Raw genomic sequence first — 26,939 nt, forward strand, 5'->3', positions numbered from 1 at the left:
CCTCGATGTAATTTAAACGACTCAACTTTCCATGCAAACTCTTCATATCAGTATTTACGTTCTTGCTTTTCTTGTTGCACTGGCTTTAGTGTTCGACTTCATGAACGGTTTTCATGACGCTGCCAACGCCATCGCGACAGTTGTCTCTACCGGCGTCCTGAAACCACAACAAGCTGTCGCTATGGCGGCAGTGTTCAATTTTATTGCGATAGCGGTTTTTCAGCTGCACGTTGCTGCGACGGTAGGCAAGGGCACCATTCATGCGGAGGTGGTTGATCATTACGTGGTCTTCGGCGCTCTGGTGGGTGCAATCTGCTGGAACATCCTTACCTGGTATTACGGCATCCCGTCCTCATCATCGCATGCGCTGATTGGTGGTCTGGTGGGCGCCGCTGTAGCCAAAGCCGGTACCGGCGCGTTAATTTCTTCTGGCCTGATTAAAACCATCGCATTCATCGTGCTATCACCTTTACTTGGATTTGTGTTTGGATCCATCATGATGGTGCTGGTGTCGTGGATTTTTGTGCGATCTACGCCGCGCAAGGTCGATAAATGGTTCCGCCGACTGCAATTGGTATCGGCTTCAATGTACAGTCTCGGCCATGGTGGAAACGATGCGCAAAAAACCATCGGTGTTATCTGGATGCTGTTAATTGCCGCTGGCGTATCAAATGGCACAGACTCCTTACCGCCGTGGTGGGTGATCCTGTCCTGCTATAGTGCAATCAGCTTAGGTACGCTTTTCGGTGGCTGGAGAATTGTTAAAACCATGGGACAAAAGATTACCAAGCTAAAGCCGGTTGGCGGTTTCTGTGCCGAAACTGGCGGTGCTATCACATTGTTCATGGCGACGATTTTGGGAGTCCCAGTGTCTACCACCCACACTATCACCGGCGCAATTGTTGGTGTTGGTGCGTCACGGAAGATGTCTGCAGTGCGTTGGGGCGTAGCAAGCAACATCGTATGGGCGTGGATATTTACGATTCCTGCATCGGCGTTTATTGCAGCAATCGCTTGGTGGGTCGGAAAATTATTCCTGTAATGCGCTATTGTTAGCGAGTCTAAATGTTAACAGCGGACCCCAAGAAATTGGAGGTCCGCTTTTTTATATTGACGCTATTATTATGTGAACATCCTTGGGCCAGCCTACTGTCACAATGATTTCAACGAAGGCTTTTGTTTAAATTACGATCTGATCGAATCAAGCGTCGTCGCAGTCGCCGCGCAGCGGAGGCTCGCTCATTAGGCTCCATGCAAGCAACCTCCCGCTGAATTGTCAGGTAATTGGCAACATAAGGTATGAGAACTTACTTAAATGGAGCGCTTCGTTGCCCTGAGCAGTCGCGTGCCGACAGTGCCGGATGCTCGCATTTTCAATCCGCAGCGGCCTTAACCAAGCCACCATCTGTGAGGCAATAAAAAAATAGATGGTATGCAAAGCTGCATACCATCCATTTTAATCTTCCGTCCTGTCTTCCGTTTCTATCATCCGCTGCAGTCGTTGATTAAAGCTTGCTACAGGTTTCCCATGTTGCGTCTTTAATGCGCCCCGCCTGCATCAATCGGAACGCTTGATTTCATTGGCTTAGTAAGCCAAACCAGTGCAATCAAGAACAGGAACAGCACCGCCGATATCCAGAAAATATCCGTAGCGCCCTTGGTGCTGGCTTCTACTGTCATCAATCGATCAATGACAGCGTATGCACCCTGGGGTGACATGCCTTGCGCCGTCAGGCCATGCACAGCATCGGTGAACGCGGGATTAGTCGGCCCGCTATGTTCGGATAGCTGTGAGTAATGTAATGCCGTCCGACGATCCCAAAACGTGCTGGTAACTGAGGTACCGATCCCGCCAAACATAATCCGGACAAAGTTAGACAAACCCGCTGCGGCCGGAATTTTATCGGGCGGTTGGCCCGATAAAATGATGGAGGTCAAGGGTATGAAGAACATTGCCATAGCCGCACCCTGAATCACGGTGGGGATCATTAGCTGCATGGTATCGACGTTCTGCGTGAATGCCGAGCGCATGAAAAATACTATCGCGAAGATCAGGAACGCGGCGGACGCGACCCAGCGAGCATCCACCTTCGGTAATAATTTACCGATAAGCGGCGACATAATGATCGCAAAGATGCCGACCGGTGCCATGACTTCGCCCGCTAACGTTGCCGTATAACCGAGTTGCGTTTGCAACCATAGTGGCAAGATCACGAGGCTCCCAAAAAACAAACCGTAACCAACCGAAATGGCAATGACGCCACCGCTAAAGTTGCGACTTTTGAACAGCGATAAGTCCACAACGGGATGTTTGCTACCCAGCTCCCAAATCACAAAATAGATGAAGGCGACGACTGCAACCGCCGTCAAAATCACGATTTGGCCTGAGTTAAACCAATCCAGCTCTTTACCTTTATCCAGCATGATCTGCAACGATCCGACCCATACTACAAGGAGCCCAAGCCCAATCGAATCAATTGGCAACTTACGGGTAGCCGTTTCACGCGTTTTATAGATGGACCAAGTGGCCCACGCTGCAAATACACCGATAGGAATATTGATATAAAAAATCCACGGCCAGGTGTAGTTGTCGGATATCCACCCTCCAAGCAACGGCCCCATGATGGGTGCCACGAGCGTAGTCATGCCCCAGAATGCCAGGGCCATTCCACTTTTTGAGGGCTTATAACTTCCTAATAGCAACGATTGCGAGAGGGGAATCATCGGCCCTGCAACGGCCCCTTGTAATACCCGCGCTGCGATCAGGACTTCCATGCTTGGTGCAAGTCCACACAGCGTCGATGACAGGATAAAAAGAATAATCGACGTAATGAATAGCCGGACCTGACCGAAGCGCTGGGTTAGCCAACCCGTCAGTGGTACGGAAATAGCATTCGCCACGGCGAAGGACGTAATGACCCACGTCCCTTGCTGCGGTGATACGCCCAGATCGCCAGAGATCGCGGGAATAGAAACATTCGCAATTGACGAGTCGAGTACGTTCATGAACACGGCTAGCGATAAGGCTATCGTGCCAAGGACCAGTTTGCCACCCGTCAACGGTTGTAACGGTGGGTGTGGTGTATTAGGGGAACTCATGCATGCATTCCGGTTCGGTTATTGATCAACAACCCCATGAAAAGTTCTACATCACAATGCTGAAGCTTTAGAAACTTTTGAGGTTTCTCAAGTGCGGCACCATCGCGCGTGCAGACATTTTCGTGGGACCAGATGCCAAAGATTTTAATGTGCCACAACTGCAGCAGAATTACCCGATGCACTGTTATTGTTGGTGGCGATGATGCGGCTAATAATCGCATCAGCTTCTTCGCCCGATTTATCAAACACTTCGGTCTGGTACATGGGGGCCGTTCTGGTTTCCGCGCCCGATGTCAGGGACGTGCCTTCGGTTTTTGCGATATCGACTTTGACATCCATAGACACGCCTATGCGCAACGGGTGCGTTTCAAGATCTTTAGGATCCAGGGTGATACGCACAGGAATACGCTGAACGATCTTGATCCAGTTGCCGCTGGCATTTTGCGCTGGAAGCAGTGCAAATGCTGAACCGGTGCCTGCTGCCAATCCTAAAACTGTCCCGTGATACTCGATTTTTGAGCCATATAAATCGGATACCAATGTGACCGGCTGACCGATACGCATATTGGAAATCTGAACTTCCTTAAAATTGGCATCCACCCATAAGGCATTGAGCGGCACGATAGACAACAAAGTTGTACCGGCGGCGACGCGTTGACCAACTTGCACCGAGCGCTTCGCGATATAGCCAGTAATAGGCGCAGGTAATGTGGTGCGCGCAAAGTTCAGGTACATAGTGCGCACTTGTGCCGCGGCACGCAATACATTCGGATGCTCACTGACCGTTGTCTTATCCGTTAAGACCCGGTTTGATGCGAGTTGCTCGCTGGTGGCAACTAACGCCGCTTCAGCGCCTTGCAAGGCTACCTTTGCGTGCTCCAGTTCTTCTTTGGAGACTGCGCCTGTCGCAATTAATTGCTGGCGGCGTCCCAGGTCGGCGCGGGCTTTTTCTACTTCAGCGCGACGCGCAGTGACGTTCGCGTTCAAGGCACTGTTATTCACAAACAATGTGCGCACTTCGCGCACAGTTTGCGCAAGTTGCGCTTCCGACTGATCAAGTGCAACTTTCGCGTCTGCCTGATCGAGTTTAATGAGAGGATTGCCCGCATGGACAAGCTCAGTATCATCAGCATTGATAGCGATCACCGTGCCGCTCACCTGAGGCGTCACTTGCACTACATTGCCAGACACGTAGGCGTCATCAGTGCTTTCAAAATGGCGGGCAAATATCGCCCACCAGATGCCGTACGCGATCAACGCAATAACCAGTAGGGTGGTAAATGCGATCAGCAAACCGCGGCGTTTGCCTTTGGTCTCAATTGGCTGTGCAATATCGGGTACCGCTGCACTGGAAGGCGTTGCAGCATTGGTAGTGTCTTGTGGGGTTTGATTAGGTGTATTCATGACGCTGCATTCGCAAGAGTTGGACGGTTTGACAATGTATTAATGCTACTGCTTTTGGTTGAATCCTGAGAGTAGTTTGCCGCCGGTATCAGTCCTTCGGTGCCGGCATCAAAGCCGCCGCCCAATGACTTGATCAGGCCGATCCGAAGATCAGCGCGGCGCGCACGCGTATCAAGTTCTAATTTGCGTTGCGACAGATAGGCAATCTGGGTCGCCACGACTTGTAACATGTTAGCGGTGCCGACCTGCTGGCGTTGCTGTGCAAGCTTCATGCCGCGCTCAGCGGCAAGGGTCGCTGCTTCTTGATTATTTTTTTCGATCTCAGCGGCGCGTAAAGATTGCACCTGATCCGCAACTTCATGTAACGCATCCGTCAGTGCCTTGTTGTAGGTCGCGACGGCGCCATCGTAGAGCGCAACCCGACCTTTTAATTGTGCGCGCAATGCGCCGCCTTCAAATATCGGCAAATGTATGGCAGGGCCAATACCATTGACTAAACTGCCTTTGCTTAAGAAGTTAGTCCAGCCCAGACTCGATAAGCCAACCATTGCCGATAGATTGACGTTAGGATAAAACTCGGTTTTGGCGACCTTGATATCGCTTTGCGCAGCTTCTACTTGCCAGCGTGCCGCCACAATATCGGCGCGACGTCCAAGCAAACCCATCGGCAACTGGTCGGGCAGGGCGATAACTGCTTCTGCTGGCAGCATCGGCTTGGGAATAAGCAAACCGCGATCCGGGCCTTGGCCCAGCAATGCTGCCAATTGATTGCGAGTCAGCGCGATAGCTTCATTCCACTGCGCACGTTCATTGCGCAGGTTCGCGACCTGAACCCGACTTTGCTGGTTATCGCTCTGGGTGTCGAGCCCGGCAGCAACGCGTTGTTGCGTAAGTTGATCCAAATGATCGCGCAATGCCAGTTGCTGATCGCTTAGATCGAGTTGCGCATGTTGTCTGGCTAGCTGGATCCATGCGCGAGCGACGGCGGTCGTCAGCATAAGTCGGGAAGCTGAATGCTCCGCCTCAGCTGCTTTGCTTTGAGATAGCGCAGAGCGTAGTTCTGCGCCGTGTTTATCCCAGAAGTCGAGGTCGTAAGAGAAATTTAGGGCCAGTTCATTATCGGTCACATATGAACCACCGAAAGGGGGCGGATAAATACTGTTTTCGGTAAAGCGCTGACGGGTGGTCGAAAAGCTCGCCCCAACCTGCGGCTTTGAAGCAGCGCCCGCTGCCTCGACCATTGCTCGGGCGGCACCCACCCGCGCGGCGGCTGCCTGCAGGTCCGGATTACCCGCCAGCGCTTCATCAGTCAGTTGTTGGAGCGCTGTGCCGCCGATAGCGGTGACCCACGAAGCATCCGGCCATTGGCCTCCCTGGTCCGGTAGCGAGGCCGCGGCGGCGTAATCTGCTGGCGCGTTGGTATGTGCGGTAGTGTGAATGCCGCTCATGTTGGCACATGCAGACAAGAGTGCGGCCGCTGCACAAATCGCCACACGCCGTATACTTTTCAAATGCAAAGCCGGCGGTGTCTGGATAGGAGTATTCATGGGGAAGATGGGTTTAACTGCTTTTGATAATGTCATGGTTAGCAACAAGGGATCGGATGATGGATCGGACTGTATGGTGGGCAACTTTGTGGGTAAAAAATCTTGCCTGGGCAATGAGTTTTGGATGAGTTGTTTTATACCGGATTTGCAAGCACCCGCCGTAACAACGACTTGAGAAAACCAATTTCTTCTGCTGTGAAACCGACGAAATGTTTATTCAATACTGCGCAGAAAGCAGGAGGTATTTTTTTTGCAAGCTCTGCGCCGTCGTCGGTGAGATCCAGTTTTACCAACCGGCGGTCCTGAGGGCAGGGTGTGCGGACAATCAGACCACGCGCTCCAAGGCGATCTATCATGCGCTTCATTGACGCTGCATCGGTGTAAGTCTCTCGAGACAATTCAGCGGCGGTTGAATACTTGCCGGTTGACAGCATCAGTAATATGGCACCTTGCGCGTGCGTTATCCCGAACGTGCTTAGCAGTTCGTCTGCACTTTTCATTAACCTTGTACGCGCACGCGCCAGCAAATAGCCGATGCTATCTTCTATTTGATAGTCATCCGTGCTGAAGAGGGGATGTACCTTACTGCCAGAATTGTTCAATTTATTTCTTCATTATTCATTGCCTAGGCAAGAATATACAGGATTTTTAAACTTGTCGCATCGAGGTTGTAAATGCAAGAAATGCTATATACGCGTTTTTGGCAAAAACCATGGAATTTTAGATTTATTCAGAGTGATGATGGCGCGACATAAAGGGCAACAGTCCTGTTATCCTGTAGAAATAGTAAAAATAGAAGAAATATTCAAAATGCATGGTTTAAGCGTTGAAGCGTTGTTTTTTAGAATGTTTATTTAAAGGGCGTTGGATCAGCTGAAAAATGTGAAGGCAGAGCATTTTTCCAAGCATAAAAAAAGGAGCAATTCGACAGAATTGCTCCCTAATAGCATAGCGCACCGGAACCTTATTCAGCTGCCCTTAAGTCAGAGCGCTATCGTTGCTGCGGTATCACAATACTTCACTTGCATGGTCGGCCAAACGGGACCTTTCACCGCGTGCCAGCGTCACGTGACCGCTATGCGACCAACCCTTGAAACGATCGACGACATAAGTCAGCCCGCTCGATCCTTCGGTCAGGTACGGCGTATCGATCTGTGCGATGTTGCCAAGACAGATGATTTTAGTACCTGGACCGGCGCGGGTAACCAAGGTTTTGATTTGCTTTGGCGTCAAGTTCTGCGCCTCGTCAATGATCAAAAATTTGTTCACAAAAGTACGGCCACGCATGAAATTGAGAGATTTGATCTTGATGCGTGATCGAATCAGATCCTGCGTTGCTGCACGCCCCCACTCACCGGCATCAGAGTCCGATTTGTTAAGTACTTCAAGATTGTCGTCGAACGCGCCCATCCAGGGGCCCATCTTCTCCTCTTCGGTACCCGGCAGAAAGCCGATGTCTTCCCCGACTGGCACTGTTACCCGCGTCACGATGATCTCGTTATACGTTTTGGTTTCTAGCACCTGCGCCAATCCAGCGGCTAATGCTAGCAAAGTCTTACCGGTCCCGGCCTGGCCTAACAATGTAACGAAATCACATTCCGGATTCATTAACAGATTCAAGGCAAAGTTCTGTTCCCGATTACGTGCGGTGACGCCCCACACGCTATTTTTTGCGTGCGCATAATCGCGTAGGGATTGCAACACAGCGGTTTTGCCGTTGATTTGCTGAACTTGTCCGTAAAAGGCTGCTTCTCCGTTCTTCGGTTCAATGAAGACAAACTGATTTACCAGCAGCGATGGTACCAGAGGACCAGTCAGACGATAAAAAGTGTAGCCGGTCCCAAGCTTGTTTTCTTGCCAGGACTCAATACCTTTGCCGTGCTTGATCCAAAAGTCATCGGGAAGCTGCTGGATACCCGAATACAACAAATCGGTATCTTCCAGCACATGATCATTGAAGTAATCCTCGGCTGGCAGACCCATAGCACGCGCCTTGATACGCATATTGATGTCTTTTGACACCAATACCACAGGGCGACCGGGGATTTCAGATTCCAGTGCACGTACTACACCTAAAATCTGGTTGTCTGCTTTGCCGACCGGCAGGCCTTCTGGCAACGTGCCGTTTTGGAGCTTGGTCTGGAAAAACAGGCGGCCTTTGGCATCCTTGTTACCAAGTTTAGATAATGGGATGCCATGGTCAATCTGGTCGTCGACCACGTCACCTACCAGTGCATCTAGCGAGCGTGATACCTGACGCGCATTACGCGCGACTTCCGACATGCCTTTTTTGTGGTTGTCGAGTTCTTCCAGTGTCACCATCGGCAAGTAAATATCGTGCTCTTCAAAGCGGAACAACGAGCTTGGATCGTGCATCAATACGTTAGTGTCGAGAACAAATAATTTGGTGACGCCAGATTTATCGGCTGCGCGACTGGTATTGGATTTAGGACGACCTTCTACCTTAACGGTTTTATCAACGACCGAGCGCGGATTATGGCCAGGTGATTGGTCGTTTTTGCGGCTCTCAACCGGAAGATTCTCTACGGGCTTTTGCGCAGGTTTCTCAATTGTTTTGCTACGCGCTTGTGGGGCTGATGTTAACTTTGCTATTGGCGCAGTGCGAACCGGGCGGGTGACTGGTTCCACGATTGCAATGCGAGGCTTAACGGTCTTGCCAATTTCCGCTTTTGGATAATCCTGGACCGAAAGGAGGGCAGCGGGTTTGGTCGGTAATTTTGGTAGGGGCATAAAAAACCTCGCTTTAGTGATGAAAAAATAGTTCGTTAGATTAAAACACGTACCGGACCAACCAATGAAACAACCTCAAAACAACAAATTACAGTGTAGAAAAAGGATGGTGCGACCACATTTAGAACGTTTCTCAAATTGCAAAGTAAAAAAGCCGTTTGAGAAGGCCAAAGACCTTATTCTCAAACGGCTTTCCAATAATTAGTTTTTTTAGATTTCAATGATTTAGAAACTCAGGTTATAGTTTTCACAAAATCAAGTATATCCGCGACGTGCCCAGGTACTTTCACTCCACGCCATTCTTTCACCAATGTACCGGCGCCGTCAATCACAAACGTGCAGCGGTCAACCCCGCGTACTTGCTTGCCATACATATTTTTGATTTTCATGACGTTAAACATAGCGCATAAAGTCTCGTCCGGATCTGAAATTAAATCAAAGGGCATGGCGAGCTTCGCTTTAAAGCCCTCATGCGACCGTAGGCTATCACGACTGATGCCAAATATTAACGTGTTGTTTTGTTGAAACTCTGGATAAAGATCACGGAATTGGATGCCTTCTGTAGTGCAGCCGGGCGTGTTGTCTTTTGGATAAAAGTAGATGACCAGGTTTTTACCACGAAAGTCGGATAGCCTGAAAGTCTGCTCGCCAGTCATCGCGGCAGAAAATTCGGGCACAGTCATGTTAGTAATTGATGCGTGGTCTGCCACTTTTAATCCTTTTCCCTGAATAAAATTTCTAAAATGATTCTTAGCGCAGAGAGAGTGCAGATAGGTCGAATAAAGAAGACAGTGCCTGGTTGCGCATTACACCTCGCCCTGCATAATCATATCGCCCGAGCGACCCGGCAGTTCAGCCCAGCTAAGCGGTAGGGTTGGCAATACCTGATTTTTAACGTACTGGTAATAATCTTCCATCGCTACCAGATCGTATCCCTGTGTGCGCCATCCCTGAAGTAACTGCTCGAATATTGGGGCGAGTTTTTGTCCTTCAAGTTCTGCGTGCAAGGTAAATACGTGATCGCGAGGTGTCGCCGTCAGTTTTAACAAGTGCGCGGCGATATTAGTGGGATTTAATTCGATACCATCAATAGTGCGACCGAGTAATTCGTCCAGCGTTGGCAGCGTTGTCGGCAACTGGATGCATGTCAGCGTCGAGCCTTGCACGCTCAAACGATGTGGGCCCGCTAACGGGTCAGCTAGTGCCCCGGATTCCGTCAACATCGCGCGTCCGTCGGAGGAATAGGCAATATTAAAAGCTTCCAATTGTTTGAAAGCGTAGGGGTTCATCTGCCAGCCCGCGGCTCCGTGTGTTTTGGGCGCTACGCCAAAAATACTGTTGAAGCGGTCATACGACCGCTGCATGGTGGCTTGGGTCCAGGCACTATCCTTTTGCCGGACATGGTCTTGCCATACCCGATGGTCCCAGGTGTGAATGCCGCACTCAAAGCCGGCAGCCTGAACCGCTTGCATGTACGTGGCGCAAGTTTTTCCGATATCCGGTGCAGGAAGCAGGACACCGTACATTAACGTCTTGAGTCCGTAATGCTCAACCACGGAAGTGCGCGACACTTTTTTAAAGAAGCCAGGTCGGAATACCTGTTTCAGTGCCCATCCCGTATGGTCCGGCCCAAGAGAAAAGAGGAAGGTGGCCCGGGCCTGATATTTGGTCAGCATGCGCACCAGATTCGGCACTCCCTCGCGGGTGCCACGATCGGTGTCAGCGTCGATTTTAAGCGTAAGAAAAGCCACGGTGGATGGGGTACCTGAGAGTGAATATGGTCCGCATCATGCGGTCGGGAACGGGCGATGCCCTCAATGCAAACGGATGCTGCAAAGCGGCGTTACAAGTAAATCAGAGAGTACCTTTCTGCAGAATGAAAGACGCCCATAAACAAGCGCCCCCAGCATCCCAACCGCCCCGAACGCCCGTCTTTTTAATGCATCAATTAGTCCATCAAGGCACGGGCCTCTGCGACTTGGCCGCGGTAAGCATCAAAAATGTTACGCAGCGTGTCGGCCATATCGGTCGTCGGCTGCCAGTGCAACTCATCGCATGTATTGGTGATTTTCGGTACGCGATTTTGAACGTCTTGATATCCTTTGCCATAATAGGCAGCAGAAGTCGTTTCAATCAGCTGCACGTCCTTTGCCGAGTCCGCATATTCTGGATATTCTGCAGCCAGTTTTAGCATCATGTCTGCCAGATCGCGGATTGAGAAATTATTGACAGGATTGCCTATGTTATAGATCTTGCCGCTGGCAACGCCATCCTTGTTGTCGATAATTTTCATTAGAGCATCGATACCGTCATCGATATACGTGAACGCACGTTTTTGATGACCGCCATCGACCAGTGAAATGTTTTCGCCACGCACGATATGTCCGAAAAACTGGGTGACCACACGTGAGCTACCTTCTTTTGGGGTGTGGATCGAATCGAGTCCAGCACCAATCCAGTTGAACGGACGGAACAAGGTAAAATTCAGGCCTTCTTCCATGCCATAGCCCCAGATAACCCGATCCATCAATTGCTTGGCGCAGGAATAAATCCAGCGTGGCTTGTTGATAGGACCGCAAACCAGCTCGGATTCTTCTGGATCAAACTCTTCGTCATGGCACATGCCGTAGACTTCTGAAGTCGATGGAAAAACCAAATGTTTGCCATATTTTGCCGCTGAGCGAACGATCGGTAAATTGGCCTCAAAATCCAGTTCAAAGACACTTAGCGGCTTTTTGACGTAGGTTGACGGCGTGGCAATGGCGACCAGAGGCAAAATGACGTCGCACTTTTTGACGTGGTATTCGACCCATTCTTTATTAATCGTGATGTCGCCTTCAAAGAAGTGCATGCGCGATTTGTAATCTTCATTGTCCAGCAGATCGCGGATGCGGTCTGTCATCATGTCCATACCGTACACGTGCCAGTCGGTAGTGTCCAGAATGCGTTTTGAAAGGTGATGGCCTATGAAGCCGTTAACGCCGAGAATAAGAACTTTTTTCATGGTTGTATCGTGTAATGGGTTGTCATTCTTGTTCGTATCAGGATTTAGGGAAATCGCCCGCAGCTACGTTGCGCTTTTTGGCGCCAGCGTGGCCAGACCGCCGTAGTTCAAATCTAACAAACTGCCTGCATCGGCAGGTTGGTAAACGCGTTGCTGAGACGGTTTTCGTGAGTCCAATCGCTTATTGTTTCATTTACATGGTTTCGCGGCAAATTGTCAAAGAGCGGGGCGACACCGTCAACTTGGTGGTGGTCGACTCACTTATAGCATTGCTTGCAGGGCTTGCGGCGTCACAGGTTCTCCATGCAACGACAAGTGCTTAATAAGCAACGCACGATTGTCGCCGCATATGCCAAAAATACAATTATCCACTACTGCAAGCCCGATAGGCAAATTTGGTGCGGGAAGTGCGGATAAACGGGCACTTTCGATGACGAAAGTGTCACCTCCGATAACCGTCCAGGCACCGGGGTAGGGCGGTGCTACCGCACGATACAGGTTGTACACTATTTGTGCCGGTTGGTGCCAGTCTATCTGGCCGTCTTCTGGCTTTCGCCCGCCGAAATAGCTACCTTGGGCAAGGTTATTCGGTATCGCAGGCGTGGCGCCGGCCAACATCGCTGGCAATGCTTGCCATAACGTTTGCTCAGCCGCCACCACGACTTTCCCAAACACCTCGTGCGCAGTATCGTCCGGCAAAATCGGCACGGACGTTTGGGCGACGATAGTACCGGCGTCCGGTTTAACCGTCATTTCGTGCAAGGTGGCACCTGTTTCGGTTTCGCCATGCAGGACCGCCCAGTTAATTGGCACCCGACCGCGATATTTTGGCAGCAACGAACCATGCATGTTGTATGCACCATGTTTTGCAAGTGCCAACAAGCCTACCGGCAGCATGTGACGGTAATAAAAGCTAAAAATAAAATCAGGCTGTAACGCCGTAATGTGAGCAAGCAACTCTGGATTTGTCGGATCTACCGGAGTGACAACTGGTATATTGTTCTCACGACATAATGCAGCGACCGATTCAAACCAGATAGTCTCTTGCGGGTTATCCTCGTGACTAACCACCAACCCAATATCGACTCCGCGGGCCATCAAGACCTTCAAACATCGAACGCCAACGTTATGATAGGCGAAGACCACTGCTCTCATGCGGCATCCCTGTTGGCGTTGGTATCACGTTCCAGCACCGCCTGAACGACGTAGCGCGGACGTGCGCGTACCTGCTGGTAAATGCGACCCACATATTCACCGACCAGGCCAATCCCAAATAGAATCATGCCCATCAAAAAAAAGTTGATCGCAAACAGTGTAAACACTCCCTGTACCTCTGCGCCAAACAAGAAGCGTCGAAGGAGCAGCAAAATAAATAACGCAGCAGAACCAAACGCCAGGACGATGCCGACGAGCGAAAATAATTGCAGCGGTATCAATGAAAAGCCAGTCACCAGGTCGAAATTCAGGCGGATCAGACTGTACAGCGAGTATTTTGATTCCCCGGCCGAGCGTTCTTCATGCTCAACAGTGATTTCGGTTTGTTTGCGCGCAAAGGTGTACGCCAAGGCCGGTACGAAGGTATTAACTTCTTTGCATTGATTTATCAAGTCAACCACGTTGCGGCCATAAGCGCGCAACATATTGCCTTGATCCGTCATTTTAATATGGGTAATTTTTTCACGTAATTGATTCATCGCCTTAGAGGCAACCGTGCGCCAGACAGAGTCCTGGCGCTGGCGTCGGATTGACCCGACGTAATCGTAACCTTCACGCATCTTAGCCACCAGATTGCCAATTTCTTCCGGCGGGTTTTGAAGATCTGCGTCGAGTGTGACGATGATTTCGCCGCGACTACTTTCAAAACCGGCCAGAATTGCCATGTGCTGACCAAAATTACCGTTGAACAGCACGACACGCGTCACGTCCGGACGCAGACGGAATTGCTCAGCTAATACCGCCGCCGAGCTGTCGCGACTGCCATCATTGACGAAAACAATTTCATAAGATGTACCAAGTGCATCAAGCGCCGGATAGAGGCGATCAAATAGCTGGGCAAGGCCGGATTCTTCGTTATAAACCGGGATGACAACGCTGATTTCAGGTTTCATGAATCTTTTGTAATTTATTTAAGCGCACATTTTACCGCGTCCACTGCGCGTTCGACATCACTGATTTTCATTGCATTAAACATCGGCAAGGTCACGATCAAACGGCCGATTCTTTCTGCGACCGGAAACATGCCTTCTTTAAAGCCGAGCGCACGATACATTGTGAACAGGTGGATTGGCGGATAGTGATAGCCGACACCGACCCCCATCGCCTGCATTTGCTCCATAAAAGTCGCCCGGGCTGGCTTACCGTCGGTGCGTTCTGGCAAGATCAACTGAAAGAGATGCCAATTACTGTTTTGGAAATCGGGGATCGGCAATTCGGCACCATATTTTTCGGTGAAATCACTACCAAAACAGGCAAAATAATGTTGTGCCAAATGGCGCCTATGGGCTGTGATCGCGTCGATATGGGCGAATTGACCCAGGCCAATCGCCGCGGCGACATCGGTCATATTGAATTTTCCGCCCAAAACGTCGACATCAATCCCATCAAAGCCATTGCGGGTAACGCCTTGCAAACGGTATTTTTCGGCCAGGCGTACTTCTTCAGCGTTATTTAATACCAGGCAACCGCCCTCGGAGGACGTAATATTTTTGTTGGCCTGAAAGCTAAAGGATACAAAGTCACCGAATGCACCAATGCGCTTACCATTCCAAGAGGAGCCAAGTGCCTGGGCAGCATCTTCGACGACGCGTAATTGGTGTTTGTTAGCAATGGCGTACAAACGATCCATATCTATTGGCAAGCCAGCCAGATAGACCGGGATAATGGCTTTGGTCCGCGGTGTAATGGCGGATTCCAGCTTATCAAGGTCGATATTATGCGTAAGCGGGTCGATATCAGCGAACACAGGTGTTGCGCCGGTTTCAATGATCACATTGGCCGTGGCAACCCATGAGATTGGCGTAGTGATGACTTCATCGCCAGCGCCGATACCCGCAATGCGCAATGCAATTTCCATCGTGCATGTCCCGGAGTTAAACGTGCACACCGGGCGACCACCGAAATACGCTGATAACTGGCTTTCAAAAGCCTGAACTTTGGGGCCACTGGTAATCCAGCCGGAGCGTAAGACCTCACCGACGGCAGCGATAGTGTCCTCGTCAATTGTGGGTTTGGAAAATGGGAGAAAAGGCTGTTGGCTCATAGCGATGTGGACCACAATATTTAAAGGTAAAAATGCAAGTGTCAGCGATGCAAATGTCAGCGATATCTAATGCAAAGCGAACCAATGGTCGGGTGCCTGGCGCCTAAACACCAGGGACTGAAGACGGGCGAAGCATGCAACGATCAAGGGAGTTGATTTCAGTCGCGCCTATACTCTGGCGCAACAAGTTATCGGTATATTAACTACGCGTCAATAACACTACGCCCACAATGATCACACCAATTCCCATGATACGCTGCGCAGAAATCGCTTCACCCAAAAAATACCATGCGCCAATCGCGCTGACGATATAGCCTAGCGAAAGCAACGGGTAGGCAATAGTTACGTCAACCCGCGACAGCCCGATGATCCACACTCCGACCGAGATAACATAGCAGGTCAAGCCGCCGAGTATCGGCAGTTGCGTGATTAACTTGATGCCGGTAGGGAACCAGTTCTCACTCGTCAAATGAATAGCGCCCACGGCATTGGTGCCGGCTTTCAGTAGCAACTGCGCCAAAGCATTGAGAAATACACCGGTCAAAATAAAACCGAACGTCGTGATGGTCATCGCTTATTCCTTTGGTGCAGAGGCCGCAGCAGATGGATTAACGCTCGCATCAGGTGCCGCTGCTGGTGCTAACGCAGACCTGGCCGTCTCAGGTGCCGAAGTATTTTGGCTCATCTCTGCATCAGATGTCCTGGATGGATCGGGCTTCTCGCCGGGCTTCAGCATCGCGTTGGTCACGACTACACGGCGTGGATCTTGGGCAATCACCCGCATAGGTAAACCGCGTTCCTTCAATTCGAGGTAATTTTCTGGCCGAATGATGGCAACATCTTTTTTGCCTGCTGCGTGGTCTGCGGTCCATTTGATCGCAAAGGCATTCAATGTTGGAATCCACAATTGCGGCTCCTGCGTCAGGCCGAACTCCAGCTCATCCATATGCTGGACCATGATCATGGTTCGGCGTAGATAGAACGGCAGCGCTTGTTCATACTTGCCGACGACGTAAAGAGGCGTTTCAGGGGTTAATTCGGCTTGAATTGCTGGCACCAGATTGACTCCAGCCGAATAGCGACCTTGCGGATCGTGCCCGTACATCAGCAGTTGTCCGCCCACAAAACCACTGGCAGCTAGCGCCACAATCGCCCATTCTTTCTGGCGACGTGAGAGCAATAGCGCGGCGATTGCACCGATACAGGCAATGACCGATGCTGCAAATACCCACGGTACATGCGCCGCCATTAACGGTTGCGAGAACGCATCCTTTGCCAGCGCTGGAATCTTCCAAGCAAGCGCGACGCCGATTGCGCCCGGTATCAACAATAGCAGCGCAGAGGCATTGATCGCCTTGTTTGAGGCGTTATCCAGATGACAGGCAATCAGCAACGCCAGCGACGGGAAAATCGGCAGAATGTACGATGGCAACTTTGAATCGGAAATGCTGAAGAACACAAAGATGAATAGCGTCCAGACCAGCAATAGTTTTTTAGGCTGAAAGCCGGACGAAGCGCTGCGCTCATGCGCGCCATTCCATAGGCTCTGAAACAGCACGCCTAGCCAAGGAATAATGCCCAGCAATAGAATTGGCACGAAGTAGTACGGTGGACCATAACGGTGGTGAATCTTGCTGGTGAAGCGCTGAAACTGCTCATGAATAAAGAAGAACTGAGGAAACTCTGGATTTTTTAGCGTGATCAGAACGAACCATGGCGTAGTAATAACAAAGAACAACACCAGTCCTTTGAGCAGATGCAGACGTTTCCAGATTGACCAGTCGCGTGAAAACAGCGTGTAAAGGATCAGCACTGCGCCCGGCAACAGCAGTCCTATCAGACCTTTGGACAATACTGCTAGTGCCATACCGGCCCAGCACACCAGCATCCAGTTACGTTGCTGCAAGGTAGTAGTCTCGCTACGCTGCGCCAATAGTAACCCGCACAGCGATAGCGTCATCATGCCAGCCAGACCCATGTCCAGCGTGTTGATATGACCCAATCCCGCCCAAAGAAAGCTTGATCCCAGCACCAGTGCTGCAAAAAAGCCGACACGCTCTGAAAAGACTTTTCGGCCAGTGAACGCGACCAGCACAACGCCTAGCAAACCGCATAAACCGGTCCACAACCGTGCTTGCCACTCGCCCAGACCGAATATCTCAAAGGTAAGCGCGTTCATCCAGGTTTGTAGCGGCGGTTTCTCAAAATATTTGATGCCATTTAACCGCAATGTAATCCAATCACCGGTGGCAACCATTTCACGCGCCATTTCGGCGTAGCGTCCTTCGTCGGTCGGCACCAGCGTCCGTGCACCCAACATGTAGCACCAGATGATACAAAACAAGAAAAACAGACCCCAGACAAAGGTTTTGGATTTATGCAGTTCACGCATCTTGAGCGGGTTCCTTGGTGGTTGTGGTTGGATCGACTATGTCGAAAATTAATGCGAGCGCGACCTTGCGGCCTTCAGCCATTAAAATATTGTACGTACGGCAAGCTGCCTGATTATCCATGCACTCGACGCCGATGCGTCTGGCGGTCAGAGCCGTTGTCAATTTGGGATGGACAAAGCGCTGGCGCTTGCCAGTTCCTAAAATCACGACGTCTGGATCAGTGCTGCCGATATGCGCGAAATGCTCCGGATCAAGTCGATCAAAGCTGCGAACCGGCCAGGCTACTGGCGGCATTTCGGGCAAGACCAGAAGACTGTAATTAAAACGCACCAAATTGATGTCGACACCGTCGTCGTCATAAGCGGTTACTGTCTGGTATTGCTGCGTGGCTGTGTGATGAAGCTTCATAGTCTGATTCTCCGCGTGATTGACTGAAATTAGACCGTCGGCAGTCCGCCAATTCCGTAAAAAGGAAAATAAAGTGCTGCATTGTAGCGTTTTCCGTGAGCAAGAACGTGCTATTACGTGATAATTCGATTGATAAAGCTTCACGCTTTCGGCAAAATGGGGAGTTCTGGTCGGTTTTCCGTGCCGCTTGGGTCCGCGATGAGCGTCGTGATTAGTTTAAGAGATTGAGGCACCGTTGGTCAGGCTATACCTTTAGCCTTTTGTTTGCCGCTATTTAAAAGTTAGACTAATAGAGTGATAGTCGCGCCAAAGCCATTCAGCTCAGTTATTTTGGGTATGACATCATGGATAAACGTGGTAATAACGTATTCAGTACGAAATTATTCAGCACGATCAGGAGTGCTGTCAACTTCCGCCACGCGCTGAGACATAGACGACTAGCCGTAAGTAAATGTAAATTTGCTATCAAATAACAAGGATTGCGCTGTGCGAACGATTAAAAAATCAAAAAAGTTGGATGACGTTTGCTACGATATCCGTGGACCGGTGCTGGAAAAAGCGCGGCAAATGGAAGAGGAAGGTCAAAAAATTATCAAATTGAACATCGGCAATCTCGCGGTGTTCGGTTTTGAGCCGCCCGACGAAATCGTTCAGGATATGATCCGCAATATGGGTAACGCCGCGGGTTACACGGATTCAAAAGGCATGTTCGCCCCACGCAAGTCCGTCATGCATTACACCCAGCAAAAGAACATTCAGGGCGTGACCATAGACGATATTTATCTTGGAAATGGTGCTTCGGAACTGATCGTCATGAGTATGAACGCGCTACTCAATACCGGCGACGAAGTACTGGTGCCTTCGCCTGACTATCCTCTATGGACTGCTGCCGTAAGCCTCTCGGGGGGTATTCCGCGCCACTATATCTGCGATGAGAAGGCCGATTGGTTTCCTGATATCGCTGATATAAAAAATAAAATCAACGCCAACACGCGCGCGATTGTTGTCATTAATCCCAATAATCCGACCGGCGCTTTATATCCGGATGCGCTATTGCAAGAAATTGTGGATTTGGCACGTGAGCATCAATTGATTATTTTCGCGGATGAAATTTACGACAAAGTACTTTACGACGGGCACACACATACGTCGATGGCATCACTGGCCGACGATGTGCTGTTTATAACCTTCAACGGCTTATCCAAAAACTACCGGTCCTGTGGCTATCGTGCCGGATGGATGGTTGTATCAGGTGAAAAACGCCACGCAAAGAGTTATATTGAAGGCCTGAACATGCTGGCTTCGATGCGTTTATGTGCCAACGCGCCCGGGCAATATGCGATTCAGACGGCACTGGGCGGCTATCAGAGTATCAATGATTTGGTGGGGCCGGGCGGGCGCTTGACGCGTCAGCGCGACATGGCTCATAAATTACTGACCGATATTCCGGGTGTTACCTGCGTCAAGCCAAAGGCGGCGCTGTACATGTTCCCCCGGCTTGATCCGCAAATGTACCCGATTGCCGATGATCAGGATTTTGCCTATCAGTTGCTGGCAGAAGAGCGCGTGCTGGTGGTGCAGGGAACCGGCTTCAATTGCCCGACGCAGGATCATTTTCGGGTAGTATTTTTGCCCAATATCGATGATTTAGAGGTGTCGGTTGGGCGCATTGCGCATTTTCTGGAAGGCTACCGCAAGCGGCACGGTAATATGTAAAAACAGTTAGCTGCGAAGTCATCCTTGAAAAGTTGATCTTGCATGGCAGCGCCTGAAAACATTTACTATCCGATCAGATAGATGGTCGATCCAGTAGCCGATCAGATCACATGGCATATATTAAGCGCGGCAAATTAAGCGCGCAAGATCATTCAGGATGACGCTGCGCGATTTTTCACCCCATTGAGACGGACCGTGTGCCGTTTCGATAATAGAATTTTTTACAGATAGTTGAGATTATGAAATCCATCAAGGTAGGTTTGCTCGGTATAGGCACCGTCGGTTCGGGCACGTTCAATGTTTTAAAACGTAATCAACAAGAGATCGCAGCGCGCGCCGGGCGAGGCATTGAAATTACGATGGTGGCTGACCTGAACGTCGAGCGCGCCAGAGAACTGACGAACGGCGAAGTTGAGGTCGTCAGTGACGCCAATCTGGTGATCAACAATCCTGATATCGACATCGTCATTGAATTGATTGGCGGTTACGGTATTGCCAAGGATCTGGTACTAAAGGCAATCGCCAACGGCAAGCATGTCGTTACGGCTAACAAAGCTCTGATCGCAACGCACGGTAACGAGATATTCAAGGCTGCGCAAGAGAAAGGCGTGATTGTAGCGTTTGAAGCTGCGGTCGCGGGCGGCATTCCGATCATCAAGGCGCTGCGTGAAGGGTTAACCGCTAATCGCATTGAGTGGATTGCAGGCATCATCAACGGCACTACCAATTTTATCCTGTCGGAAATGCGCGATAAAGGGCTGGATTTTGACGTGGTGCTAAAAGAAGCGCAGCGACTGGGTTATGCGGAAGCGGATCCGACTTTCGATATTGAAGGCGTCGATGCTGCGCACAAATTAACCATCATGGCCGCCATCGCCTTTGGCATTCCCGTACAATTCGCAAAAGCGCATGTGGAAGGCATCACCAGTTTACAAGCCACTGATATTCGCTACGCGGAACAACTCGGTTATCGTATTAAGCTTTTGGGTATTGCTAAACGTACCGCAGCAGGGGTTGAGTTGCGCGTGCATCCGACTTTAGTACCTGCAAGTCGATTGATTGCCAACGTGGAAGGCGCGATGAATGCGGTGCTGGTACGCGGCGACGCTGTTGGTGAAACGCTATATTACGGCAAAGGCGCAGGTTCTGAGCCAACTGCTTCAGCAGTGATTGCAGATTTGGTCGACATCACACGATTGGCGACCGCTGACCCGGAACATCGCGTTCCGCATCTGGCGTTTCAGCCGGACGCCATGACTGACATACAGATTTTGCCGATGTCGGAAATCACCACCAGTTACTATTTGCGCATGCGCGTCACAGACGAGACTGGCGTGCTGGCCGATGTGACCCGCATCCTTGCCGATTCGTTGATTTCTATCAGCGCGATGCTGCAAAAAGAACCGGCGGAGGGCGAAACCCGTACCGATATCATCATGCTCACACATCAGACGCAGGAAAAAAATGTCGAAGCTGCGATAGCAAAAATCGAAGCATTGGCGACGGTGGTTGGCGCAGTGACCAAGATAAGACTTGAAGAGCTAAATTAAGTGTCGAAGCCAGCGATTGCTGGCTTTTTTTTCGCCGGTTGATCCTTCACGAGTGGGGGCTTAAGGAATAGTATGCGTAGATTATTGACGGCTTTAATTTTTGTGTTGCCACTGACGGCTTTTGCCGAGGCTGCTGATCCATGTAAAACGCAGAACAACACTATGGAAATTAATGCGTGTGGTCAGAAACAGTTCGAACAAGGCGATAAAGCGCTGAATCAAGCTTACCAGGCATTGCTAAAAAAACTGTCAACAAAAGACACGCCCGACTACCGCAATTCGGTCATTCGGCCGTACGTTATTACAGCGCAGCGTGCCTGGATCACTTTCCGGGAAAATGACTGCAAAGGGCTTTATACCTATAACGAGGGAGGTACGCTGCGAAATGTCATTTACCTCACCTGTATGACCGACCATGCGGCGCAACGTACTAAGGACTTGAAGGCTTTTACTTCTCAAGAGCAGTAAATAATGATCGATATGAGCCACGGCTTTAGTAACACGGTGGCGCTACGATTAGTGTAATTTTCTGAATAAAACGATGACGCTATGGCTGTCGTTTTTATGCACGTAGGTATCAATTGGAACTTATCGTTGGTAAACCCTGGCGTTGCGTGGGAGGATTTTGGTTGTTTCATAATGTTGCATATAAAAGTTTCAATTTTTGTCAGTGGAACATTTAATGAAACATTTAATGAAACAATTTAATCATTCCTTTTGGTTTTCATTATTTCCATCAATACGATCCGTTTCCTAAGTCATTGATTTCGATATTTATTTTCTAGACTCGAAACACTACAGCGCTGAAGTAATCTCGCTTGGCACATTGATTGCTCTGTAACCGGAAAGCCCCGGTGCAAATCTCTGCACGCAATGATTTTAAATTCTAAATTTGCCATCCATCAGGAGAAGACATGAGTCAATATTCCGCAGGTGCTGCCTTTCGCAAAGCGATGTCCGAAGAATCCCCTTTGCAAGTGGTTGGCGCGATCAATGCCAACCATGCTTTATTGGCTAAACGTGCTGGTTTCAAAGCGATTTACCTATCTGGTGGCGGTGTCGCCGCCGGCTCATTGGGCTTGCCCGATCTGGGCATTTCCAATTTGGACGACGTGCTGACCGATGTGCGTCGTATCACCGATGTCTGCGACCTGCCGCTTTTAGTGGATGTGGATACCGGTTTCGGTTCCAGTGCCTTCAATGTGGCACGTACCGTCAAATCAATGATCAAGTTCGGTGCGGCAGCGATCCACATCGAAGATCAGGTCGGTGCCAAACGCTGCGGTCATCGTCCTAACAAAGAAATCGTCAGCAAGCAGGAAATGGTTGACCGTATCAAAGCAGCAGTCGATGCCCGTACTGACGATAATTTTGTCATCATGGCGCGTACTGATGCGCTGGCAGTCGAGGGGTTTGATTCAGCACTGGACCGTGCGATGGCTTGCGTCGAAGCTGGTGCCGACATGACCTTCCCGGAAGCGATTACTGAGTTGTCGATGTATCAAAAATTTGCTGCTGCAGTCAAGGTGCCGGTATTAGCTAATATCACCGAATTCGGCTCTACACCTTTGTTTACATTAGAAGAATTGAAGTCAGCCGATGTCGGCTTGGTCCTGTATCCATTGTCTGCCTTCCGCGCAATGAACAAGGCCGCTGAAAACGTCTACAACGCAATCCGCCGCGACGGCACGCAAAAGAACGTGGTCGATACCATGCAAACGCGCATGGAATTGTATGACCGGATCAATTACCACGATTTTGAGCAGCATCTGGATGCCTTGTTTGCGGCCCAGAAAAAATAATCCAGCACAATAAGAACGACTGATCACTTTCAATATTTTCTATCAGGATACAAAAAATGAGTGAAGCCCAAATAACCCCTTTCAAGCCAAAAAAATCCGTAGCGCTGTCCGGCGTGACCGCTGGTAATACTGCGCTATGTTCGGTCGGCAAAACTGGCAATGATTTGCATTACCGTGGTTACGACATCCTGGATATCGCAGGAACCTGCGAATTCGAAGAAATTGCCTATTTACTCGTCCACGGCAAGTTGCCAACAGCGGCCGAACTAAAGGGTTACAAAGCCAAACTAAAATCCATGCGCGGCTTGCCAGCCAGCGTCAAGGCCGCGCTTGAAGCGTTGCCTGCCGCATCGCACCCGATGGACGTGATGCGTACCGGCGTTTCGGTACTTGGCTGCACGTTGCCTGAGAAAGACGATCACAACGCACCGGGTGCACGCGATATCGCTGATCGCCTGATGGCATCGTTCGGCTCCATGTTGTTGTACTGGTATCACTTCAGCACCAACGGCAAGCGCATCGAAGTTGAGACCGATGACGAATCTATCGGCGGTCATTTCCTGCACCTGTTGCATGGCGTGAAGCCATCTGCCGAATGGGAAAAAGCGATGCACATTTCGCTTAATCTTTATGCAGAACATGAATTCAATGCCTCGACGTTCACCTCACGCGTGATCGCTGGCACAGGTTCGGATATCTACTCAGCAATCACCGGCGGCATCGGCGCCTTGCGCGGCCCTAAACACGGTGGCGCGAACGAAGCCGCTTTCGAAATCCAGAAGCGTTATGACAATCCGGACGAAGCAGAAGCCGACATCCGTAAGCGCGTAGAGAACAAGGAAGTCGTGATCGGCTTCGGTCATCCGGTCTACACCGTATCGGATCCGCGTAACAAGGTCATCAAGGAAGTCGCCCGCAATTTGTCGGAAAATGCTGGTTCAACCACAATGTTTGACATCGCCGAACGTCTTGAAACCGTGATGTGGGAAGTCAAAAAAATGTTCCCTAATCTGGACTGGTTCTCGGCCGTTTCTTACCATATGATGGGTGTACCAACTGCGATGTTTACACCGTTGTTCGTGATTTCCCGCACGTCGGGTTGGGCTGCGCATGTGATCGAGCAACGTATCGATAACAAGATTATCCGTCCATCGGCGAATTATGTCGGACCAGACGATTTAGAGTTCGTACCTATCGGCGAGCGCTAATTCCCGGAGAGTCAGCCGCGCTGAATATGGGTTGTGTGCACAATTCAGCGCGTCTACAATTGACTCGCAGTCATGCCAATAAAACGTTCAGGAATATCTATTCTGGCTGCCTTGCAGTCCGGATGGATGCAAGACCCAGTAAAGCCTGCCCCAGATCATTTCCTTCTTCCCGGACTGAGCCATGAATACAGCAAACCGCAAACCCCTTCCCGGTACCAAACTAGATTTCTTCGATACGCGGGCCGCGGTCGATGCAATCACGCCTGGCGCTTACGACAAACTGCCTTACACATCACGCGTGCTGGCCGAGAACCTCGTGCGCCGCTGCGATCCTGCGACGCTGACCGACTCCCTGAAGCAGTTCATTGAACGCAAGCGCGATCTGGACTTCCCGTGGTTTCCAGCGCGTGTCGTATGTCATGACATCCTCGGTCAGACCGCACTGGTCGATCTTGCCGGTCTGCGTGACGCTATTGCCGCACAAGGCGGTGACCCGTCGCTGGTCAATCCGGTCGTACCAACCCAACTGGTTGTGGACCACTCGTTAGCGGTCGAGCGCGGTGGTTTCGATAAAGACGCGTTCGAAAAAAACCGCGCTATCGAAGACCGCCGTAACGAAGATCGTTTTGACTTCATCAACTGGACCAAGAAGGCGTTCAAGAACGTCGATGTGATTCCGCCGGGCAATGGCATCCTGCACCAGATCAACCTGGAGCGCATGTCGCCAGTTGTACAAGTCAAAGACGGTATTGCATTTCCCGACACGCTGATCGGTACCGACAGCCACACACCAATGGTCGATGCGTTAGGTGTGCTTGCCATCGGCGTCGGCGGTCTGGAAGCCGAAAGCGTCATGTTAGGCCGCGCGTCCTGGATGCGTCTGCCCGACATCATCGGTGTTGCGCTGAGCGGTAAGCCGCAGCCGGGCATCACAGCGACGGATATCGTACTGGCGTTGACCGAGTTTTTGCGTGCGCAGAAGGTCGTGTCCTCTTATCTTGAGTTCTACGGTGAAGGTGCGTCTCACCTGACTCTAGGCGACCGCGCCACGATCTCGAATATGGCACCGGAGTTTGGTTCCACTGCAGCGATGTTTTACATTGATGAGCAAACTATCAAGTACCTGAAGCTCACCGGTCGTGACGACGAGCTGGTCAAATTGGTCGAACTGTATGCGAAAGAAACCGGCCTGTGGGCGGATAGCCTGAAGAACGCGGAATATGAACGCGTCATTAATTTTGACCTGTCTTCAGTTGTACGTAATATCGCTGGACCATCCAATCCGCACAGCCGCGTGCCGACCTCCGAACTGGCTGCACGTGGCATCAGTGGCAAGGTAGAGAACGAACCCGGTCTGATGCCAGACGGTGCCGTCATCATCGCCGCCATCACCAGTTGCACCAACACCAACAATCCGCGCAACATGATTGCTGCTGGTTTGTTAGCTCGCAACGCCAACGCCCGTGGCCTGACGCGTAAGCCGTGGGTAAAAAGCTCGCTGGCACCTGGTTCCAAGACAGTTAAGCTGTATTTGGAAGAAGCCCAATTGTTGTCGGAACTAGAAACACTTGGCTTCGGTGTTGTGGCCTTTGCCTGCACCACATGCAACGGCATGAGCGGCGCGCTGGACCCGGTTATTCAGAAAGAAGTGCTGGACCGCGATCTGTACGCTACCGCTGTCCTGTCCGGAAACCGTAACTTTGACGGTCGTATTCATCCTTACGCCAAGCAAGCGTTTCTGGCTTCACCGCCATTGGTAGTGGCTTACGCGATTGCCGGTACGATTCGTTTCGACATTGAGAAAGATGTGCTCGGACTTGACGCCGCCGGCCAACCCGTGACGCTGAAAGACATCTGGCCGTCTGACGAAGAAATCGATGCAATCGTTGCTTCTAGTGTCAAGCCGGAACAATTCCGCAAGGTGTACGAGCCGATGTTTGCCGTAGTTGCCGATAATGGCGAAAAAGTCAGCCCCCTGTACGACTGGCGCCCACAAACCACCTACATCCGTCGTCCACCGTATTGGGAAGGCGCGTTGGCTGGGGAGCGTACGATGACAGGCATGCGTCCGTTGGCCGTATTGGGCGACAACATCACCACCGATCATCTGTCGCCATCGAACGCCATCATGCTCGATAGCGCAGCCGGTGAGTATTTGCACAAAATGGGTTTGCCTGAGGAAGACTTTAACTCTTACGCCACCCATCGCGGCGATCACCTGACCGCGCAGCGCGCCACCTTCGCCAATCCAACCCTGAAAAACGAAATGGTGCTGGAAAACGGCAAGGTCAAAGCAGGATCGCTGACCCGCGTAGAGCCGGAAGGAAAAATCACCCGCATGTGGGAAGCGATTGAGGTTTACATGGAGCGCAAGCAACCGCTGATCATCATCGCCGGTGCGGACTACGGTCAGGGTTCGTCGCGTGACTGGGCTGCCAAAGGCGTCCGTCTGGCCGGTGTTGAGGCCATCGCAGCGGAAGGTTTTGAGCGTATTCACCGTACCAATCTGGTCGGCATGGGCGTGATGCCATTAGAGTTCAAGCCAGGCGTCAATCGTCTGACTTTGAACATCGACGGCACCGAAACCTTTGACGTGATTGGTAAACGTACACCACGTACCACGCTGACATTGGTCATAAATCGTAAGAACGGTGAGCGATTGGAAGTGCCGGTAACCTGCCGTCTGGATACCGCAGAAGAAGTGTCGATCTACGAAGCTGGCGGCGTACTGCAACGGTTCGCTCAGGACTTTCTTGAGTCGTCGGTAGCTGCCTGAAGTACTTTGTAGCTGCATCAAA

At 50.8% G+C, this 26,939-nt stretch carries 21 protein-coding genes; 7 read left to right on the forward strand and 14 right to left on the reverse strand.

What is annotated here, in order from left to right:
• Nucleotides 1-31: 31 nt before the first annotated feature.
• Complete coding sequence (locus HAV38_RS05555; RefSeq protein ID WP_168053145.1) at nucleotides 32-1,042, forward strand: inorganic phosphate transporter; 1,011 nt, start codon at nucleotides 32-34, stop codon at nucleotides 1,040-1,042.
• 497 nt (nucleotides 1,043-1,539) lie between these two features.
• On the opposite strand, the gene HAV38_RS05560 is transcribed toward HAV38_RS05555, so the two are convergent.
• The 14 genes from HAV38_RS05560 to HAV38_RS05625 form a co-directional block, all read right to left on the reverse strand.
• Nucleotides 1,540-3,099 carry a DHA2 family efflux MFS transporter permease subunit gene (locus HAV38_RS05560; RefSeq protein WP_168053147.1) on the reverse strand — a complete coding sequence of 520 codons (1,560 nt, stop codon included), beginning with the start codon at nucleotides 3,097-3,099 and terminating at the stop codon, nucleotides 1,540-1,542.
• Between the two features lie 144 nt (nucleotides 3,100-3,243).
• On the reverse strand, nucleotides 3,244-4,503 hold the full coding sequence (locus HAV38_RS05565; RefSeq protein WP_168053149.1) for an HlyD/EmrA/EmrK family protein: 1,260 nt from the start codon (nucleotides 4,501-4,503) through the stop codon (nucleotides 3,244-3,246).
• Nucleotides 4,500-6,086, reverse strand: a complete 1,587-nt coding sequence (locus HAV38_RS05570) for an efflux transporter outer membrane subunit (protein ID WP_168053151.1) — start codon at nucleotides 6,084-6,086, stop codon at nucleotides 4,500-4,502. Before HAV38_RS05570 ends, HAV38_RS05565 begins: the two co-directional genes overlap by 4 nt.
• A 98-nt stretch (nucleotides 6,087-6,184) precedes the next feature.
• Nucleotides 6,185-6,652: a MarR family winged helix-turn-helix transcriptional regulator gene (locus tag HAV38_RS05575; RefSeq protein ID WP_245182205.1), complete on the reverse strand. Its 468-nt coding sequence runs from the start codon at nucleotides 6,650-6,652 to the stop codon at nucleotides 6,185-6,187.
• 406 nt (nucleotides 6,653-7,058) lie between these two features.
• Nucleotides 7,059-8,801: a PhoH family protein gene (locus HAV38_RS05580; protein WP_168053153.1), complete on the reverse strand. Its 1,743-nt coding sequence runs from the start codon at nucleotides 8,799-8,801 to the stop codon at nucleotides 7,059-7,061.
• 233 nt (nucleotides 8,802-9,034) lie between these two features.
• Entirely contained in the window at nucleotides 9,035-9,484 is a 450-nt protein-coding gene (locus HAV38_RS05585) for a peroxiredoxin (protein ID WP_168053603.1), read from the reverse strand.
• A 123-nt stretch (nucleotides 9,485-9,607) separates the two neighbouring features.
• Complete coding sequence (locus HAV38_RS05590; protein ID WP_168053155.1) at nucleotides 9,608-10,552, reverse strand: polysaccharide deacetylase family protein; 945 nt, start codon at nucleotides 10,550-10,552, stop codon at nucleotides 9,608-9,610.
• Between the two features lie 197 nt (nucleotides 10,553-10,749).
• Nucleotides 10,750-11,805, reverse strand: a complete 1,056-nt coding sequence (locus HAV38_RS05595) for a bifunctional UDP-4-keto-pentose/UDP-xylose synthase (RefSeq protein ID WP_168053157.1) — start codon at nucleotides 11,803-11,805, stop codon at nucleotides 10,750-10,752.
• Nucleotides 11,806-12,066: 261 nt separating this feature from the next.
• A complete protein-coding gene (locus HAV38_RS05600; RefSeq protein WP_168053159.1) occupies nucleotides 12,067-12,960 on the reverse strand; it encodes a formyltransferase in 894 nt (297 codons plus the stop codon).
• Nucleotides 12,957-13,913 carry a glycosyltransferase gene (locus HAV38_RS05605; RefSeq protein ID WP_168053161.1) on the reverse strand — a complete coding sequence of 319 codons (957 nt, stop codon included), beginning with the start codon at nucleotides 13,911-13,913 and terminating at the stop codon, nucleotides 12,957-12,959. The genes HAV38_RS05600 and HAV38_RS05605 overlap by 4 nt, the downstream gene beginning before the upstream one ends.
• A 14-nt stretch (nucleotides 13,914-13,927) precedes the next feature.
• Nucleotides 13,928-15,064: a DegT/DnrJ/EryC1/StrS family aminotransferase gene (locus tag HAV38_RS05610; protein ID WP_168053163.1), complete on the reverse strand. Its 1,137-nt coding sequence runs from the start codon at nucleotides 15,062-15,064 to the stop codon at nucleotides 13,928-13,930.
• Between the two features lie 199 nt (nucleotides 15,065-15,263).
• On the reverse strand, nucleotides 15,264-15,635 hold the full coding sequence (locus HAV38_RS05615) for an EamA family transporter (RefSeq protein ID WP_168053165.1): 372 nt from the start codon (nucleotides 15,633-15,635) through the stop codon (nucleotides 15,264-15,266).
• A gap of 3 nt (nucleotides 15,636-15,638) precedes the next feature.
• The gene (locus HAV38_RS05620) at nucleotides 15,639-17,456 is read right to left on the reverse strand and encodes a glycosyltransferase family 39 protein (protein WP_168053167.1); all 1,818 of its coding nucleotides are present in this window, start codon (nucleotides 17,454-17,456) and stop codon (nucleotides 15,639-15,641) included.
• The gene (locus HAV38_RS05625; RefSeq protein WP_168053169.1) at nucleotides 17,449-17,865 is read right to left on the reverse strand and encodes an Mth938-like domain-containing protein; all 417 of its coding nucleotides are present in this window, start codon (nucleotides 17,863-17,865) and stop codon (nucleotides 17,449-17,451) included. The genes HAV38_RS05620 and HAV38_RS05625 overlap by 8 nt, the downstream gene beginning before the upstream one ends.
• A gap of 486 nt (nucleotides 17,866-18,351) precedes the next feature.
• On the opposite strand from HAV38_RS05625, the gene HAV38_RS05630 reads away from it, so the two are divergent.
• From HAV38_RS05630 to acnD, 6 genes are all read left to right on the forward strand, one after another.
• The gene (locus tag HAV38_RS05630) at nucleotides 18,352-19,581 is read left to right on the forward strand and encodes a pyridoxal phosphate-dependent aminotransferase (RefSeq protein WP_168053171.1); all 1,230 of its coding nucleotides are present in this window, start codon (nucleotides 18,352-18,354) and stop codon (nucleotides 19,579-19,581) included.
• 239 nt (nucleotides 19,582-19,820) lie between these two features.
• Nucleotides 19,821-21,131 carry a homoserine dehydrogenase gene (locus HAV38_RS05635; RefSeq protein WP_168053173.1) on the forward strand — a complete coding sequence of 437 codons (1,311 nt, stop codon included), beginning with the start codon at nucleotides 19,821-19,823 and terminating at the stop codon, nucleotides 21,129-21,131.
• An 84-nt stretch (nucleotides 21,132-21,215) separates the two neighbouring features.
• Entirely contained in the window at nucleotides 21,216-21,599 is a 384-nt protein-coding gene (locus HAV38_RS05640; protein ID WP_168053175.1) for a lysozyme inhibitor LprI family protein, read from the forward strand.
• A gap of 446 nt (nucleotides 21,600-22,045) precedes the next feature.
• On the forward strand, nucleotides 22,046-22,933 hold the full coding sequence (gene prpB / locus HAV38_RS05645) for a methylisocitrate lyase (protein ID WP_168053176.1): 888 nt from the start codon (nucleotides 22,046-22,048) through the stop codon (nucleotides 22,931-22,933).
• A gap of 56 nt (nucleotides 22,934-22,989) precedes the next feature.
• Nucleotides 22,990-24,141 carry a bifunctional 2-methylcitrate synthase/citrate synthase gene (gene prpC, locus HAV38_RS05650; RefSeq protein WP_168053178.1) on the forward strand — a complete coding sequence of 384 codons (1,152 nt, stop codon included), beginning with the start codon at nucleotides 22,990-22,992 and terminating at the stop codon, nucleotides 24,139-24,141.
• Between the two features lie 181 nt (nucleotides 24,142-24,322).
• Nucleotides 24,323-26,917 carry a Fe/S-dependent 2-methylisocitrate dehydratase AcnD gene (gene acnD, locus HAV38_RS05655; protein WP_168053180.1) on the forward strand — a complete coding sequence of 865 codons (2,595 nt, stop codon included), beginning with the start codon at nucleotides 24,323-24,325 and terminating at the stop codon, nucleotides 26,915-26,917.
• The last annotated feature ends 22 nt before the right edge of the window (nucleotides 26,918-26,939 follow it).

The sequence above is a fragment of the Glaciimonas immobilis genome (genome assembly GCF_011947285.1).
Taxonomy (GTDB): domain Bacteria; phylum Pseudomonadota; class Gammaproteobacteria; order Burkholderiales; family Burkholderiaceae_D; genus Glaciimonas; species Glaciimonas immobilis.

Excerpts from the sequence above, each read along its gene's own strand:
- HAV38_RS05555 (WP_168053145.1), top strand. The coding sequence starts at position 32 with ATGCAAACTCTTCATATCAGTATTTACGTTCTTGCTTTTCTTGTTGCA.
- HAV38_RS05560 (WP_168053147.1), bottom strand. The coding sequence starts at position 3,099 with ATGAGTTCCCCTAATACACCACACCCACCGTTACAACCGTTGACGGGT.
- HAV38_RS05565 (WP_168053149.1), bottom strand. The coding sequence starts at position 4,503 with ATGAATACACCTAATCAAACCCCACAAGACACTACCAATGCTGCAACG.
- HAV38_RS05570 (WP_168053151.1), bottom strand. The coding sequence starts at position 6,086 with ATGACATTATCAAAAGCAGTTAAACCCATCTTCCCCATGAATACTCCT.
- HAV38_RS05580 (WP_168053153.1), bottom strand. The coding sequence starts at position 8,801 with ATGCCCCTACCAAAATTACCGACCAAACCCGCTGCCCTCCTTTCGGTC.
- HAV38_RS05585 (WP_168053603.1), bottom strand. The coding sequence starts at position 9,484 with ATGACTGTGCCCGAATTTTCTGCCGCGATGACTGGCGAGCAGACTTTC.
- HAV38_RS05595 (WP_168053157.1), bottom strand. The coding sequence starts at position 11,805 with ATGAAAAAAGTTCTTATTCTCGGCGTTAACGGCTTCATAGGCCATCAC.
- HAV38_RS05600 (WP_168053159.1), bottom strand. The coding sequence starts at position 12,960 with ATGAGAGCAGTGGTCTTCGCCTATCATAACGTTGGCGTTCGATGTTTG.
- HAV38_RS05605 (WP_168053161.1), bottom strand. The coding sequence starts at position 13,913 with ATGAAACCTGAAATCAGCGTTGTCATCCCGGTTTATAACGAAGAATCC.
- HAV38_RS05610 (WP_168053163.1), bottom strand. The coding sequence starts at position 15,064 with ATGAGCCAACAGCCTTTTCTCCCATTTTCCAAACCCACAATTGACGAG.
- HAV38_RS05615 (WP_168053165.1), bottom strand. The coding sequence starts at position 15,635 with ATGACCATCACGACGTTCGGTTTTATTTTGACCGGTGTATTTCTCAAT.
- HAV38_RS05620 (WP_168053167.1), bottom strand. The coding sequence starts at position 17,456 with ATGCGTGAACTGCATAAATCCAAAACCTTTGTCTGGGGTCTGTTTTTC.
- HAV38_RS05625 (WP_168053169.1), bottom strand. The coding sequence starts at position 17,865 with ATGAAGCTTCATCACACAGCCACGCAGCAATACCAGACAGTAACCGCT.
- HAV38_RS05635 (WP_168053173.1), top strand. The coding sequence starts at position 19,821 with ATGAAATCCATCAAGGTAGGTTTGCTCGGTATAGGCACCGTCGGTTCG.
- prpB (WP_168053176.1), top strand. The coding sequence starts at position 22,046 with ATGAGTCAATATTCCGCAGGTGCTGCCTTTCGCAAAGCGATGTCCGAA.
- prpC (WP_168053178.1), top strand. The coding sequence starts at position 22,990 with ATGAGTGAAGCCCAAATAACCCCTTTCAAGCCAAAAAAATCCGTAGCG.
- acnD (WP_168053180.1), top strand. The coding sequence starts at position 24,323 with ATGAATACAGCAAACCGCAAACCCCTTCCCGGTACCAAACTAGATTTC.